Consider the following 14,357-nt stretch of genomic DNA (forward strand, 5'->3'; position numbering starts at 1 on the left):
CTTTCACTGGTGCTTGCGCGCGGTCGTTGCAGCCGTCAGCCGGCGATCGGTGCGCCGCTGAAGAGCAGAAACAGGCCGAAGGCGATGGGAGCCGACGGAAGAATCGAGTCGAGCCTGTCGAGGAACCCGCCATGCCCGGGCAGCCACGAACTCATGTCCTTGATCCCGAGGTCGCGTTTGATCAGGGACTCGGTGAGGTCGCCCATCGTTGCGGTGCCCAGCAGGGCGAGTCCGAGGATCAGGCCGACCCACCAGGTGTTGTTGAGCATGAAAACCGACAACAGGATGCCGGCCACGACCGCGGCCAGGGCGGCGCCAGCGAAACCTTCCCAGGTCTTCTTCGGGCTGATCAGCGGCGCCATCGGGTGTTTGCCGAAGTTCAAACCGCTGGCGTATGCCCCGATATCAACAGCGATGACGATGATGAGGAAGGCGAGGGCCCACCACTCCCCCTCCGGCTGACGGACGAGAGTCATCGCGAAGCTCGCGAGGAACGACACGTAGACCTGCACGAAGACGGCTGCGGCGAGGTCACGGACGACGTCGAGCTTGCGGCGGGGTGCTGGATGCGCCATCTGCGCTACCAGCCGCCAGGCGGCGATGAAAACGATCGCTCCGACGAGCACAGACCAGCGGGCTGCCGGGTCGAGAAAATACCCCGATGCGACGATCGCCACACTCGAGACGACGGCGGGCCAGACATCGACCGCCCGACCGGCCTGACGGAAGGCGTGGACGAGTTCGAAAACGGTGAACGCGACAACCGCCGCGCCGAACAGGACGAAGATCTCCTTGACGACGATCAGGCTGAACAGCATCACCAGTCCGAGTCCGAGCCCGATCAGCGTGGCTTTGACGAGGTTGCGGCCCGCGCGCTCTTCGATGCGTGAGTTCGCCTCGTCGAACTGAGCTCGTGTCGCACGCACCTGGCGTTCGATCTCAGCCCGGCGGAACTTCAACTGAGCAGAGATGTCGTCGCGAGATCCGCGTCGTGGACGGGGACGCGATTCGGGCTCGCCCGTGCTGTCATCAGTGTCAGACACCGGCACACCCGCTTTCTCGGAACACAGGTTCGGCCCTAGATCTCGAGCAGCTCGGATTCTTTGCGCTTGAGGGCGTCGTCGATGGCGTCGATGTGGCTCTTGGTGAGAGCTTCGAGCTCTTTCTCACCGCGGGCAACGTCATCGTCTCCGACCTCGCTCTTGAGCGCGTCGAGGTCATCCTTGGCCTTACGTCGGATGTTGCGGACCGAGACCTTCGCGTCTTCGCCCTTGTTGCGAACGATTTTGACGTACTCCTTGCGACGGTCGGCGGTGAGCTCAGGCAGGGTGACCCGCACGATCGTGCCGTCGTTCGTCGGGTTGGCACCGAGGTTGGGAACGTCGCGGATGGCCTGCTCGATGTCTTTCAGCGCAGTCTTGTCGTACGGGCTGACGATGATCGTCCGTGCCTCGTTGTTCTGCAGCGACGCAAGCTGGTCGAGAGGGGTCGGGGTTCCGTAATAGTTCACCAGGATCTTCTGGAACATCTGCGGGTTCGCACGACCGGTGCGCACCGTTGCGAAGTCTTCTTTCGCCACATCGACGGCCTTGCCCATGCGACTTCCGGCATCACTCAACACATCCGCGATCACGGCAACTCCTTCTTCTTACGTGGTGTACCCACCCATTCTAGGCGGGCCGGTGGTGTGGGCTCGTGCTGAGGGTCAGTTACTGACGAGCGTGCCGATGCTGGCACCGAGGATCGCCTGGGTGACGTTGCCCGCCGGTTCCATACCGAAGACCTGCATGGGCATCCCGTTGTCCATGCACAGGCTGAATGCGGTCGAGTCGACCACCTTGAGACCGGTCTGCAGGGCTTCCTGATAGGTGATGTGGTCGATGCGCGTCGCGGACGAGTCGAGTTTCGGGTCTGCGGTGTACACGCCGTCGACGCCGTTCTTGGCCACGAGCACGATCTCCGCATCGATTTCGAGCGCACGCTGGGCAGCGACGGTGTCTGTGGAGAAGTAGGGCAGTCCCGCCCCGGCACCGAAGATCACGACGCGACCCTTCTCGAGGTGGCGCTCAGCGCGGCGGGGAATGTACGGCTCAGCGACCTGGGTCATCGAGATGGCCGACTGGACGCGAGTTTCGGCTCCGGCCTGCTCCAGGAAGTCCTGGAGGGCGAGCGCGTTCATCACGGTTCCGAGCATGCCCATGTAGTCGGCACGGCCACGGTCCATCCCCCGCTGGGAAAGTTCGGCTCCGCGGAAGAAGTTGCCACCGCCGACGACGATCGCGACCTCGACCGTTTGGGCGGCCTCAGCGATCTCGCGCGCGATCTGGCTGACGACATCCGGGTTGACACCGAGCGAACCGGCACCGAATGACTCCCCCGACAGTTTGAGAAGGACCCTGCGCTTCTTGGTGACTGATGACATCCGTATCTCGTCCTTTCCTGGACTCCTGATCAAACTACTGTGCGCGAGCTCATGCTGCAGATGGAACACGGCGCGCACATGAAAAAGGAGTCCGGATCACAGTGTGATCCGGACTCCTCTGGCGAACCTACGCGCCGACCTTGAAGCGGGCGAAGCCCGTCACGTCGAGCTTGGCATCGGCCAGAACCTTCTTGACCTGGACCTTGCTGTCGCGAGCATAGTCCTGCTCGAGCAGGGCAACCTGCTTGAAGAAGCCGGTCAGACGACCCTCGACGATCTTGGGCAGTGCAGCCTCAGGCTTGCCCTCGTTCTTCGAGATCTCGGTGACGATCTCCCGCTCCTTGTCGACGGTCTCTGCCGGGACGTCTTCGCGAGTGAGATACTGCGGGTCGAACATGGCGATGTGCTGCGCGATGGCGCGAGCCGTCTCAGCATCATCTCCGGTGTAGCTCACAACGACGCCGATCTGCGGGGGCAGATCCTTCGACGTCTTGTGGAGGTACGTGGCGAACTTCTCGCCCGAGACGAGTGCCACGCGACGCAGTTCGACCTTTTCGCCGAGGATCGCGGCCTCGTCGTCGACGAGCTGCGCGACGGTCTTGTCGCCGGCCGGAGCCGCAAGCGCCTCGTCGACCGATGCGGCACCTGAGGCTGCGACAGCCTGGAGCACCTTGTCGGCCAGAACGACGAACTTGTCGTTCTTCGCAACGAAGTCGGTCTCGCAGGCGAGCTCGATCAGCGTGGTCGTCGAACCGTTGTCCTTGGCAGCAACGAGGCCTTCGCTCGTGGAGCGGTCGGCACGTTTCGCGTTGCCTTTCGCGCCCTTGAGACGCAGGATCTCCGTGGCCTTCTCCAGATCGCCATCGGCCTCGACGAGGGCGTTCTTGGTGTCGACCATTCCGGTGCCAAGCTGCTCACGAAGAGCCTTGACGTCAGCAAGATTGAAATTTGCCATAGTGTGTTGCACTCCTCGTTCGGGTTAGTTGTTGTCGGCGGCCGGCTGCTTCTCAGCGTCGGTCGCTTCGGCTTCGAGGCGCTCTTCGGTCTTCTCGTCGCTCTCGACCTCGACGACCTCGACGGGTGCGTCTTCGGCGATGGCGGCGTTCTTCTCGGCAACCTCAGCGTCTGCATCGTTCTGCTCGACCGGTGCTTCGACCTTCTCGGCCTCGGCTCCGAGGAGCTCGGCTTCCCAGGCGGCGAGCGGCTCGACGGGGGCTGAACCCTCTTCGGGCTTCTGGTGGCGCTGGATCAGGCCCTCAGCGGCGGCGTCGGCGATGATACGCGTCAGCAGGCCGACGGAACGGATCGCGTCGTCGTTACCCGGGATCGGGTAGGTGACCTCGTCGGGGTCGCAGTTGGTGTCGAGGATGCCGATGACCGGGATGCCGAGCTTCTTGGCCTCGTCGATCGCGAGGTGCTCCTTCTTGGTGTCGACAACCCACAGCGCCGACGGCGTCTTGGTGAGGTTGCGGATACCACCGAGCGACTTGTGAAGCTTGTCGAGCTCGCGCTTCTTGATGAGGAGCTCTTTCTTGGTGAAGCCGGACTTCGAGGTGTCCTCGAAGTCGAGCTCTTCGAGCTCCTTCATGCGGGCGAGGCGCTTCGACACCGTCTGGAAGTTGGTGAGGAGGCCACCGAGCCAACGCTGGTTGACGTAGGGCTGGCCGACTCGGGTCGCCTGCTCGGCGATCGCTTCCTGTGCCTGCTTCTTCGTTCCGACGAAGAGGATGGTTCCACCGTGGGCGACGGTCTCCTTGACGAAGTCGTACGCCTTGTCGATGAAGCCGAGCGACTGCTGAAGGTCGATGATGTAGATGCCGGAACGCTCGGTGAAGATGAAGCGCTTCATCTTCGGGTTCCAACGGCGGGTCTGGTGCCCGAAGTGCACGCCGCTGTCGAGCAGCTGGCGGATGGTTACGACGGCCATGAGCCGTTCTCCTGTTCTGACGCGCCCGTTACCCGGGCAGGCGTCGATCGGTTTCTCAGGCGGCCGAATGGCCGCTTGTCCTGGTGCCCGGCGCACGTCCGCCTGCCTCCGGAGAGGAAGGACCGAGTGGATGTGTTGGCCGAATGGGCACGCGTAGTCATCCCGACACGCGGGATGCTTCCCCCATCATAACAGGACGGCGGAGGCAACAATCGTCCTCCCCGGCCCCGTGTTCTCCGGCCGGTGTCCACAGGTCGACGGGGATGCGATCGGTGCAGTGACCGCGCAGCGAGACTGTGGCGGGTGCGAGCGTCGCTGAATTTTTCGAGGCATCCGATCGTCTGGGTCGCGGTGCTCGTTGCGCTGAGCGCCACTCTCGTGTTCGGTCCTGCGCCTGCAGCGGCCGGCGAGCGAGCGGGCGCCGCCGCGGGGCTCGTCACCAGCGTCACCCCGATCGACTCCTGGGAGTGGCCGACGGCACCACCTCGGCCGATCCTCCGTCCGTTCGAGGCGCCCCCGACGCCGTACGCCGCAGGGCACCGCGGAATCGATGTTGCGGCAACACCGGGCACGGCTGTCCGGTCGCCGGCCGACGGTCTGGTGTCCTTTGCGGGCGTCGTCGTCGACAGGCCCGTGCTGAGCATCCGTCATGCTGATGGGCTGGTGTCGAGCATCGAGCCCGTGACCCCTGGGGTCTCGGCCGGCGACGCTGTCACGGCCGGTCAGCCGGTCGGGGTCGTGGCCAGGGACGGCCACTGCGATAGCCGGTGTGTGCATTTCGGGGTGCGGTTGTACGGAGAGTATGTGAACCCGCTCGCGCTGCTGTCGAAGATCGAGCGGGCGGTGCTGCTGCCGCTCGGCCGCTGACGGCACTTTATGCCCGCGGATGCGCCGTCCGGTAGCTCTCTTTGAGTCGTTCCATCGACACGTGGGTGTAGATCTGCGTCGTTCCGAGTGAGGCGTGTCCGAGCAACTCCTGCACGGCGCGGAGGTCGGCTCCCCCGTCGAGAAGGTGGGTGGCTGCGGTGTGTCGCAGCGTGTGCGGACCTGACGCCGATCCGCCGGGCAGCGAGCCGAGCAGCCGGCTGACGAGGTCGTACACGCTGCGGGGGTTCAGCCGTCCGCCGCGGGCACCGAGGAAGACCGCCGGCGGCGGTGACCCCGTACGCGCGGCGAGGGTCGGCCTCGCCTTTCTGAGGTAATCGACGAGCGCCGAGTGGGCGGGAACTCCGAACGGGACGACCCGTTCCTTCGAACCTTTGCCGAGCACGCGGACGGTGAGGCGGTCGAGATCGACGTCGTCGATGTCGAGTCCACAGAGCTCCGAGACGCGCAGTCCGCTGGCGTAGAGCAGCTCGACCAGCGCCGAGTCGCGGAGGGCGAGAGGGTCGCCGGTGGCAGCTTGGGTGCTGAGTCTGTCGAGCAGCCCGTCCATCTGGGGGCGCTGGACGACGTGTGGGAGTGACCGCCCGGTTTTCGGCGACCGCAACCGTGCGGAGGTGTCGACGGCGATGTGGCCGTTGCGGGCCAGCCAGGCACACCAGCCGCGAACGGACGCCGATCGGCGAGCGATCGTGGCTGCGCCGAGTCCCGACTGCGACGACTGCCAGAGCCAGTCCCGCAGCAGTTCGAGGTCGACGTCGACGACATCGTCGATTCCGCGTTCAGCCGCGAAGACGGTGAAGGAGGCCAGATCCGATTCGTAGGCGCGGGTGGTCGCCTCCGAGTACTGGCGTTCCACGGAGACGTGATCGACGTAGCTCGCGACGGCCGGTGGGATCTTCACTCTCCCAGAATCCCCCATCCCCGAACTCTTCTGCCGCAGACTCACCCGCGTCTCGCCGAGTGCAATGCCGGGGTGTGCGTTCATCCGTCACAAACGACGACTAGCCCCCGCCACACTCACCATTCGCGACGGACGAACAGACGCATCACCCACCGTCCGCAACTCAACCGTCACAAACGACGACAAAGCCCCACCACACCCACCATTCGCGACGGACGAACGACGGGTCGCCGCGACTCCCATGAGGGAGCGGCCACTTCGAATGCAGCACGCGCGGCGAACGCCAGCTCACGGCCGCTGCGGCACGAAGACCCACCCTTCGGGCTTCTCGGCGACGAGATCCCCGAGCTCGAGAAGCCCGAGGACGGACTGCACCGTGCCGACCGGCAGGCCCGACCGCGTGGCAATGTCTCCAGGCGACCGCGGTGACCTCACGCTGAGGGCGTCCAGGACCCGGGTTTCCTCCGAACTGCGGGCGGCGGCGTCTTCGTTGGTTTCGCCCGGACTCATACCGGCCAGTTCAGCCATCTCATCGACCGTTGTGACGCAGACGGCGCCGTATTCGCGGATCAGCCGGTGACACCCTGCCGACGCTGCACTCGTGATCGGACCGGGAACCGCGCCCAGCGGCCGGCCGAGTGCTGCCGCGTGGCCTGCCGTGTTGAGAGATCCTGATCGCCACCCGGCCTCGAGCACGATCGTGGCGTCGCCCACCGCGGCGATGAGCCGGTTCCGTTGCAGAAATCGCCATTTCGACGGGGCGCCGCCACAAGGCACTTCGGATACGACCGCCCCAGTGTCGATGATCCGTCCGATCAGGTTCGAATGACCACTGGGGTACGGGCGATCAACTCCCCCGGCGAGAAATGCGACCGTCGTGCTCTGCGAGGCGAGCGCGGCGCGATGTGCCATACCGTCGATGCCGTATGCCGCACCGGAGACGATGACAAATCCGCGGTCGGCAAGACCGCTGCCCGCCTCCATCGCCACGTGCTCTCCGTATCCGGTCGCCGCCCTGGCGCCCACAAGGGCGACGGAGTGTGCGGTGTCCCGAAGGGCATCCGTGCGGCCCCGCAGCCAGAGCGCCAGCGGTGCGTGCGGGCCAAGATCATCGAGACGCTCGGGCCACGACGGATGTTCCGGCGTGACGAGGACAGCCCGGCAGGTGGCGGCGAGCGTCAGTTGACGCACCGTCGAACGAGAATCGAGCCTCGGCAACCAGCGAACCAGGGCGCGGTCGAGCTGCGTGGCGAAAGCCGCGGTATCCACATCCACCATCGACTCGCGAACGATCCGGTCGGCGGACCAGCGTTCGACGAGCATGGCCAACGCCGCGGATGCGCCCACCGCTGAGACCAGGAATCCGGCGGTGCTGTCGCCCGGCTCCGCAATACCGCTCCAGGCCGCCCGGGCAAACAGGTCGACGATGTCGGTCGCAGCACCGGGTGGGGCAACGTTCTCCACACTGCGCCTCACGACGTCTGCATCGAGCCCGAACACCGGGTCGCGAAACATCCGTGTCATCTCAGATCCCCTTCCTCAGGAACAACGCCCGCCCGATCTGTTCAGCCTCCGGGCGATCCAGCCCGTTCAAATCGCACAGGGTCCACGCCACACAGAGGACTTGTTACCAACATACTTATCTCATGAGCGAAACTGACTGGGGCACGCTTCCCACCCGTGAGATCTGCCGACACGATGATGTAACGGGCGAACCAGTCACTCACGACTGGCACGAAGACCGCATCGACACCAACGGCGAGCCGGTAAGTGCATGCATTTGGTGCGGCATCACAGACCGCGACCTCTCGCGCGTTGCCTGTGCAATGGTGGCATTGTGACCCGCGCAGCGCTCTACTTCCGCCAGTCCCTCGACGTGCAGGAGGGCATTGACCGCCAACGCGAACGGTGCCGCGCTCTTGCCGCAGCGAAAGACTGGGATGTCGTAGGCGAGTACGAAGACAATGACACGTCAGCGTCGAAAGCACGAGGCAGCGGAACCGCCTGGGCTCGTCTCGTCGCGGATGCTAACGATGGCAAGTTTGACGTAGTGATTGCGGTGGACCTCGACCGGCTGCTGCGAACGGTGCGGGATCTCGTCACGCTCACCGACACCGGGGCCAAGGTGCTGACGGTAGATGGTGAGATCGACCTCACAACGGCAGATGGTGAGTTCCGAGCAACGATGCTCGCAGGAATCGCCCGGTTCGAGGCTCGACGCAAAGGGGAACGGCAGAAGCGCGCCACGCTACAGGCGGCGGAGAAGGGCAGGCGTACTGGTGGCCGACGACCGTTCGGGTACGAACCAGACGGCGTTACACTCCGACCAGATGAAGCCGCAGCCATAGAGTCCGGTTTCCGTGAGTTCCTCTCTGGCGTCCCTCTCGCTGCCGTTGCTCGAGGTTGGAACCGTGCGGGACACGTCACCGGACAGAAACGGTACTCAGAAGCGCACAGAGGTGAACCGTCACCGTGGCAGGCGTACTCAGTCCGACAGGTGTTCACCAACCCGCGTTACATGGGGAAGCGCTCCCACTTGGGCGAGATTATTGCGGATGCAGAATGGCCCGCGATTGTGGATGAAAGCACATGGCAGGCAGTTAACGCCGTTCTTCGGAACCCGGCACGCCGAAGCTCTCCGCGGCGTGGACGTTACTTGCTTTCCGGCCTCGCTGTCTGCGGCGTCTGCGGCTCAACTGTGCACGCCGGGGGCAACGCTCGCTTAGGTGTCCCCGGATATCGATGCAGCGGCGCAGCGGGCCATTTCGCCCGTCGTTCAGAGCCTGTCGAAACTTATGTGCAGAGCGTCATTGTTGGTCGCCTGTCTCGCCCGGACGCCCGCGACCTCACCATTGACCACACCAAACCGGACAGTTCGGCACTGCGACATGAGGCTGTCGGCATCCGGGAACGCCTGGATACGCTGGCGGTGGACTTTGCTGACGGATCGCTGACGGCATCGCAGCTTAGAACCGCTACAGGACGGCTACGCGCTCGCCTGACGGAGCTTGAGGCTTCTCTCGCAGACGCGGGCAGGGTCGATGTTCTAGGGCCTCTGGTGAACGCTGGCGACGTACGCGCGGCATGGGACGAACTCACCATTGCACGCAAGAGAGCCGTAATCGGCATCTTGGCTACCGTCACGCTCTATCCACCGGGGCGCGGCGTCAGGAACTTCAACCCTGAAACTGTCGGGATTGATTGGCTGTCATAGGCCACCGCTAAAAAGAAGAAAGCCCCCGGACTGTTCGAGCAGCACCGGGAGCGAAGTTCACAACCCACCGAAAGAGGAAATCATGAACACCACCCAGATTACCGCACCGTCACTCGCGGCCATCGCCCACGCCGCGGCCCACGCAAAGTCGCCGTGCCCGGAATACCTCTGGTGCGCCGGGCACCACCCGGATCACCTCGCCGACCTGGAAACCGAACGATTCCACTGGGGAGAGTTGCACGATCTCTGCGCCCTCACTGCTAACGATGTCGGCCGGAACGAAAAACCCCCGGCTGTACGAGTCCAGCAAGAAGCCGACTCTGACCAACCGGGCGGGAGAGCGTCAGTGCAAATCAATCTCGACGCAAGCTACGACCGCGAGGGGCTCCGGCGTCTAGCTGCTGAACTGGTGAGCGCAGCCGACGCACTCGTGCAGTACGGCGCGACCATGGACCGCGCCGAGTAGAACACCAGCAGGTGGCGCAATTGCGCCACCTGCCACCCGCCTCTGTAGCTCAGCGGACAGAGCAGAAGGTTTCTACCCTTCTGGCCGCAGGTTCGACTCTTGCCAGAGGCACACGCGAGAACACCGAAGGATTGGAAACGCAAATGCAAGATAATGATCTGGACCACTTGCTGCTGTCCCTTCGGGACTGCGATGTGGCGACTCGTTCCCAGCGACAAGAAGAGTTCAATGCTGCTCGAGGCACCGACCATGCGGAGCTGACCCGCCTACAGCACCTGCCTGAGCTGATCGAACTCGTCAAGAGTCGCACGAAGAAGTCCATCCAACGCACACCGTCGATCCCCATCCTGTGCGGCAAGGAGCTAACTGGTGAGTATGTCGCGTTCCTACTCAGGGACGGCGCTGTGCACCTTGCGTTGCTAGATGGACTGCCGACTGCAGACCGCGGCTCAGGTGAACCGTCAATGGACTATGCACGCATTTTGACCGAGGAAGCGGCCGCGGTCCCGCACACTTTTCACCATTGTTACTTGGGCATGAAGGCGCGGAAGATGACCCACTTGGAGATGTTTACCCTCGCGGCACTCGCGCTTACCAGCAAAAACCGACACGCCGGCATCCAGCTCCACACTTAGACCCCATGTTGTAGTAGCGTGTCGATTACATGGTCGCGGTTGCCTCGGATTCCGCCAAACAGAGGGCCCCAATAGGGGAAATTGCGTAGAGCTCCCAGTCAAGTAGCAGAGAAATCTGCACTCGCTAGGGAGCTTTTTCTTGCCCCAAACACCCATCGAAGCCCGCAGTGCTTTAGGGGTCGCCGCCCGTCGCGGTGATCCTGCCGAAATCGCTAAAGCTCGCCGCAACCTCGCCACCGAGAATATTGCCGCCTATGTCGCACGTGTCGTAGCTACCGCGCCGCCACTCACGCCAGCACAGCGCGACCGAATCGCTGCATTGCTGCGTCCCTCAGGCGGTGCATCCGCGTGAGGGGTAAAGAAAACCCCGGCTGGGAAACCGGGGCAATCAGAAGTTCCGCTGATGAGCTGAATTCTTATCCCATCGTACCGCAGACCAGCGACATTCTCCCGGAATCCGACCCCGGCGTATTCTTCCGCAACAGTTACGCCGTTCTCGTTCGCGGGAAGTCCATACGCCGGCACCTCTACTTCAACCTGCCGGCCGCTGCTCGCGCTGTGAATCGAGCACTCGCACGCGGCGATAAGGCGGATCTCGTTCTCGTTCGGCTCGTGCCAGTCGATGCACGCCACCTCGACCAGAGCGAGGCCATCGAATGACCGTGACCATCCAGGGGGTCGCCGCGACCCGGCTTATCGAGAAGCTCGAAGCAGTCAAATCGACTGGTTCAAATAAGTGGATTGCCCGTTGCCCCGCTCACGACGATGGAAGCCCCTCGCTGTCCATCGCCGCCGTGCAAGGTCGCGCGCTCGTCTACTGTTTCGCCGGATGCCAACCGCCTGAAATTGTCGCCGCGGTGAACCTGACCATGCCTGACCTGTTCGACTCGCCCCGCGAACTGGAATACCGGTATGACAACGGGCGGGTGGCGAAACGGTATTACAAGCCGGACGGCAAAAAGGGATTCAGCCAGTCACACACCGACGCCGCACCGGAACTTTACAAGCTCGGCAAGGTACGGGCAGCGGTTGCCGCTGGACACGATATCTACGTCTGTGAAGGCGAAGAGGACGTGCGCGCCCTCGAGTCACTCGGAGTCACCGCGACTTCTGCGCCACAAGGCGCTGGAAACTGGCAGAAGGCCGACTACAGCGCCCTGGTGGGTACCTCTGACGTGTTTATCATGACCGACGACGACAAGGCCGGAATGGACCGTGCACGCGGCCTCTCGGAACACCTCGAAACGATTGGCGTGAGGTTTGCCGGGGTGCTCACCGCTAAAACCGGAAATGATGCCGCCGACCATGTAGCGGCAGGTCACGGCCTGATGGATCTCATGTCCGTGGAGATGCTCGACGGTTCAGACGGTTCAGACAGCTTCGACGGTTCAGACAGAGGGGCACAGCTCATACCTCTCGACAGTTCAGACAGTCAAGACGGTTTCGACGGTTCGATATTGGGGGATGCATTAACCGTCGTACGGGCATGGTTTGGACGTTTCGTCAGTGTGCCCGACGATCTCGACCTCGACTTGCTCGCACTCTGGGCGGCACACACTCATGTTGCGTTCGAGACGTACTCAACCCCTCGCCTGGTACTCGACTCCACAATGCCAGGAAGCGGTAAAACGACCGTTCTCGAACACATGCAGCGGCTGTGCTTTGCCCCGGTTCAGGCCGCGTCGATCTCGTCCCCCGCGCTACTCGCCCGGATGCTCTCAAAGGGAATCCGAACAATCTTGATTGATGAGGTTGATAGATCCCTCGACCCAAAGAAGCCCGGCGTCGAAGATCTCATTGCGATCCTCAACAGCGGCTACAAGCGCGGCGCAACACGGCCTGTTCTCGTGCCGGCGAAAGGTGGCGAGTGGGAGGTTGACGAAATGTCTACGTTCTCCCCCGTGGCAATGGCTGGCAACGCTCCACACCTGCCAGATGACACCCGCTCGCGCAGCATCCGCGTGCTGTTGATGCCTGACCTTTACGGAGTAGTCGAATCCTCCGACTGGGAAGAGATCGAAGAGGATGCGGCCGACCTGGGCCTGACCCTGGCTAACGCTATGGAAGCTGCACGCGAGCACATCCGGACAGTACGCCCGCCGCTCCCCGACGGCTGTGTAGGACGCATGAAAGAGAAGTGGAATCCACTCAAACGAGTTGCCGCTGCTGCTGGCGGTTCATGGCCGGAAATCACCGACCGACTTATCGAGCGCGACATCCAAGAGGCAGAAATGGAACGAGAGGAAGGGCTCATGAAACTGCCCCCGCAAATGGTCATACTCACTGATCTTTACAAGATCTGGCCCGATCATGAAACATTCGTCAGCTCGAACGAACTTGTCAGGCGACTCGTCGAACGGAACCCCGATTACTGGGACGTGTCGAGTGCATACGGTCGCAGTCTCACTGTGCAGCGTATGGGCCGCATCCTGGCGCAGGTCAAAGTGCGTGCGTCGAAGAACTCGCAAGATCAGCGCGGGTACCAGCGTTCACAGTTCGATATCGCGTGGCGACGGTCTGGCATCACCCCCAGAAGTGAACCGTCTGAGCCGTCTGAGCCGTCGGAACCGTCTAGAAATTCACTCTCGACGGTTAGCGAACCCCTCCATAACAGACCGTCGAAACCGTCTGAAGCGTCGGAACCGTCTAGCGCGACTCGAACGTGGGTCGGCGTTGGGATGAAAGGAGACGAGCAAAAATGACGAAATCGCCTTTGATCAGGGATTCACAACACATACAACAGATTTACCCAGAGTTTCTCACGGAAACCGATTCCAAGGAATCACTGGGTAAACGTGTTGAACGTGTTGTGACGGACGAATCTGGGCACCGCTGGCCCACAACTGGTTACATCTGCGACACATGCAGAATGCCCCTCCACGCCTCACAAGCCGTATACGGAACACACCCGTTATGCGACATCGGGGCGACCGCATGAACGCCCACGGGTACGCGCTCTCGCTCATGGCAGAAGCCGCCGCGCACGGCATCGAGATCCTGTTCAACCATCGCGAGATCGGGCTTAGCACCCGCCGATCAAGCTGGGAGCCATTTCCCACGGAACTGCTCGAGGACCTCGACACCCATGCAAATGAAATCTGGGCAATCCTCCACGGCTACCGCGCTCCGATATCCGAGGCCACGTCATGAGCGCCGCATCCAGCGCATACACCGCGCTGCACAACGCAATGCACGCCACCACCCCCGAATGCCACGACGACGGCCGGTTCATCCTCGACGACCAGCCCATCGAATCCCTCGCCTATATCTGCCAGCGCTGCCCCCTGTTCGACCTCTGCGCCACATACGCGCAGCTCGAGCGGCCCACGGGCGGCATCTGGGCAGGAAAACGATACCGAACCATCAAGAAGGAGAACTGACCAAATGCCCCGACGTAACTACACCCGCGGCCGCATCCGACCACAGCCCCACGGCTCCCGCCTCTTGTTCCTCGCGCTCACCGAACAGCTCCACCAGGCGTGGCAGAAACCCCTCACAAATAACAACAACCGAAAGGCAACATCATGAACCACATCGATAAGAACCACCCCGTTCGATTCCTCATCGAGTCGGCAGCAAGCGGCCGGAAGCTCACAGCCGGCGACCTCAAGATCCTCGCCAACGCCGACCTTCCCGAAGGCGAATCGCTCACATCATTCTCGAGCGCCGTTGACCGTGCCGCACGCCGTGTCGCTGCAATCGGCATGACCGGAGAAAGCAAAGCAGCCCGCGACACCGCAGAACAGGAATGGTCACAGATCGCTGCATCGATGACCGAGGACCAGCTCGCAGTCAAGACCACCGAAGCGCCATGCGCTCGTCAAGTTTTTGAGACAGTTCGATGTGTTTTTCTTCTATGCCGCAGCCAGGTGGCGGCGGTCTTGGTAAGCGGCGAGTGCGGCGGCCG

At 62.9% G+C, this 14,357-nt stretch carries 17 protein-coding genes and 1 tRNA gene; 11 read left to right on the forward strand and 7 right to left on the reverse strand.

Going from position 1 to position 14,357, the window contains the following annotated elements:
* Window positions 1-35 precede the first annotated feature (35 nt).
* From IWX78_RS06620 to rpsB, 5 genes are all read right to left on the reverse strand, one after another.
* The gene (locus tag IWX78_RS06620; protein WP_334684593.1) at window positions 36-1,043 is read right to left on the reverse strand and encodes a phosphatidate cytidylyltransferase; all 1,008 of its coding nucleotides are present in this window, start codon (window positions 1,041-1,043) and stop codon (window positions 36-38) included.
* A 35-nt stretch (window positions 1,044-1,078) separates the two neighbouring features.
* Complete coding sequence (gene frr, locus IWX78_RS06625; RefSeq protein WP_196832688.1) at window positions 1,079-1,633, reverse strand: ribosome recycling factor; 555 nt, start codon at window positions 1,631-1,633, stop codon at window positions 1,079-1,081.
* Window positions 1,634-1,705: 72 nt separating this feature from the next.
* Entirely contained in the window at window positions 1,706-2,422 is a 717-nt protein-coding gene (pyrH, locus tag IWX78_RS06630) for a UMP kinase (protein ID WP_196832689.1), read from the reverse strand.
* Window positions 2,423-2,549: 127 nt separating this feature from the next.
* Complete coding sequence (gene tsf, locus IWX78_RS06635) at window positions 2,550-3,377, reverse strand: translation elongation factor Ts (RefSeq protein ID WP_196832690.1); 828 nt, start codon at window positions 3,375-3,377, stop codon at window positions 2,550-2,552.
* Window positions 3,378-3,401: 24 nt separating this feature from the next.
* The gene (gene rpsB, locus IWX78_RS06640; protein ID WP_196832691.1) at window positions 3,402-4,349 is read right to left on the reverse strand and encodes a 30S ribosomal protein S2; all 948 of its coding nucleotides are present in this window, start codon (window positions 4,347-4,349) and stop codon (window positions 3,402-3,404) included.
* A gap of 303 nt (window positions 4,350-4,652) precedes the next feature.
* On the opposite strand from rpsB, the gene IWX78_RS06645 reads away from it, so the two are divergent.
* A complete protein-coding gene (locus IWX78_RS06645; protein ID WP_334684594.1) occupies window positions 4,653-5,216 on the forward strand; it encodes a murein hydrolase activator EnvC family protein in 564 nt (187 codons plus the stop codon).
* A 7-nt stretch (window positions 5,217-5,223) separates the two neighbouring features.
* On the opposite strand, the gene IWX78_RS06650 is transcribed toward IWX78_RS06645, so the two are convergent.
* Entirely contained in the window at window positions 5,224-6,135 is a 912-nt protein-coding gene (locus tag IWX78_RS06650) for a tyrosine recombinase XerC (protein ID WP_334684595.1), read from the reverse strand.
* 288 nt (window positions 6,136-6,423) lie between these two features.
* The gene (dprA, locus tag IWX78_RS06655) at window positions 6,424-7,659 is read right to left on the reverse strand and encodes a DNA-processing protein DprA (protein ID WP_334684596.1); all 1,236 of its coding nucleotides are present in this window, start codon (window positions 7,657-7,659) and stop codon (window positions 6,424-6,426) included.
* A gap of 122 nt (window positions 7,660-7,781) precedes the next feature.
* On the opposite strand from dprA, the gene IWX78_RS06660 reads away from it, so the two are divergent.
* The 10 genes from IWX78_RS06660 to IWX78_RS06705 form a co-directional block, all read left to right on the forward strand.
* A complete protein-coding gene (locus IWX78_RS06660) occupies window positions 7,782-7,976 on the forward strand; it encodes a hypothetical protein (RefSeq protein WP_196832693.1) in 195 nt (64 codons plus the stop codon).
* Window positions 7,973-9,349, forward strand: coding sequence for a recombinase family protein (locus tag IWX78_RS06665; RefSeq protein ID WP_196832694.1), 1,377 nt, complete (start codon window positions 7,973-7,975; stop codon window positions 9,347-9,349). The genes IWX78_RS06660 and IWX78_RS06665 overlap by 4 nt, the downstream gene beginning before the upstream one ends.
* 82 nt (window positions 9,350-9,431) lie before the next feature.
* Window positions 9,432-9,815 carry a DUF6907 domain-containing protein gene (locus IWX78_RS06670; protein WP_196832695.1) on the forward strand — a complete coding sequence of 128 codons (384 nt, stop codon included), beginning with the start codon at window positions 9,432-9,434 and terminating at the stop codon, window positions 9,813-9,815.
* Window positions 9,816-9,853: 38 nt separating this feature from the next.
* A tRNA-Arg gene (locus IWX78_RS06675) sits at window positions 9,854-9,926 on the forward strand.
* A gap of 32 nt (window positions 9,927-9,958) precedes the next feature.
* Window positions 9,959-10,450, forward strand: coding sequence for a hypothetical protein (locus IWX78_RS06680; RefSeq protein WP_196832696.1), 492 nt, complete (start codon window positions 9,959-9,961; stop codon window positions 10,448-10,450).
* Between the two features lie 348 nt (window positions 10,451-10,798).
* On the forward strand, window positions 10,799-11,110 hold the full coding sequence (locus tag IWX78_RS06685; protein ID WP_196832697.1) for a hypothetical protein: 312 nt from the start codon (window positions 10,799-10,801) through the stop codon (window positions 11,108-11,110).
* Complete coding sequence (locus IWX78_RS06690) at window positions 11,107-13,152, forward strand: DUF3631 domain-containing protein (protein ID WP_334684597.1); 2,046 nt, start codon at window positions 11,107-11,109, stop codon at window positions 13,150-13,152. The genes IWX78_RS06685 and IWX78_RS06690 overlap by 4 nt, the downstream gene beginning before the upstream one ends.
* Before the next feature lie 232 nt (window positions 13,153-13,384).
* Window positions 13,385-13,600 (forward strand): hypothetical protein, encoded by a 216-nt coding sequence (locus IWX78_RS06695; RefSeq protein WP_196832698.1) that lies wholly within the window; start codon window positions 13,385-13,387, stop codon window positions 13,598-13,600.
* Window positions 13,597-13,830, forward strand: coding sequence for a WhiB family transcriptional regulator (locus tag IWX78_RS06700; RefSeq protein WP_196832699.1), 234 nt, complete (start codon window positions 13,597-13,599; stop codon window positions 13,828-13,830). Before IWX78_RS06695 ends, IWX78_RS06700 begins: the two co-directional genes overlap by 4 nt.
* Window positions 13,831-13,974: 144 nt before the next feature.
* Window positions 13,975-14,357 (forward strand): hypothetical protein (locus tag IWX78_RS06705; RefSeq protein ID WP_196832700.1); only part of this gene is annotated, 383 nt, incomplete at its 3' end.

The organism is Mycetocola sp. CAN_C7, assembly GCF_015752285.1.
Taxonomy (GTDB): domain Bacteria; phylum Actinomycetota; class Actinomycetes; order Actinomycetales; family Microbacteriaceae; genus Mycetocola_A.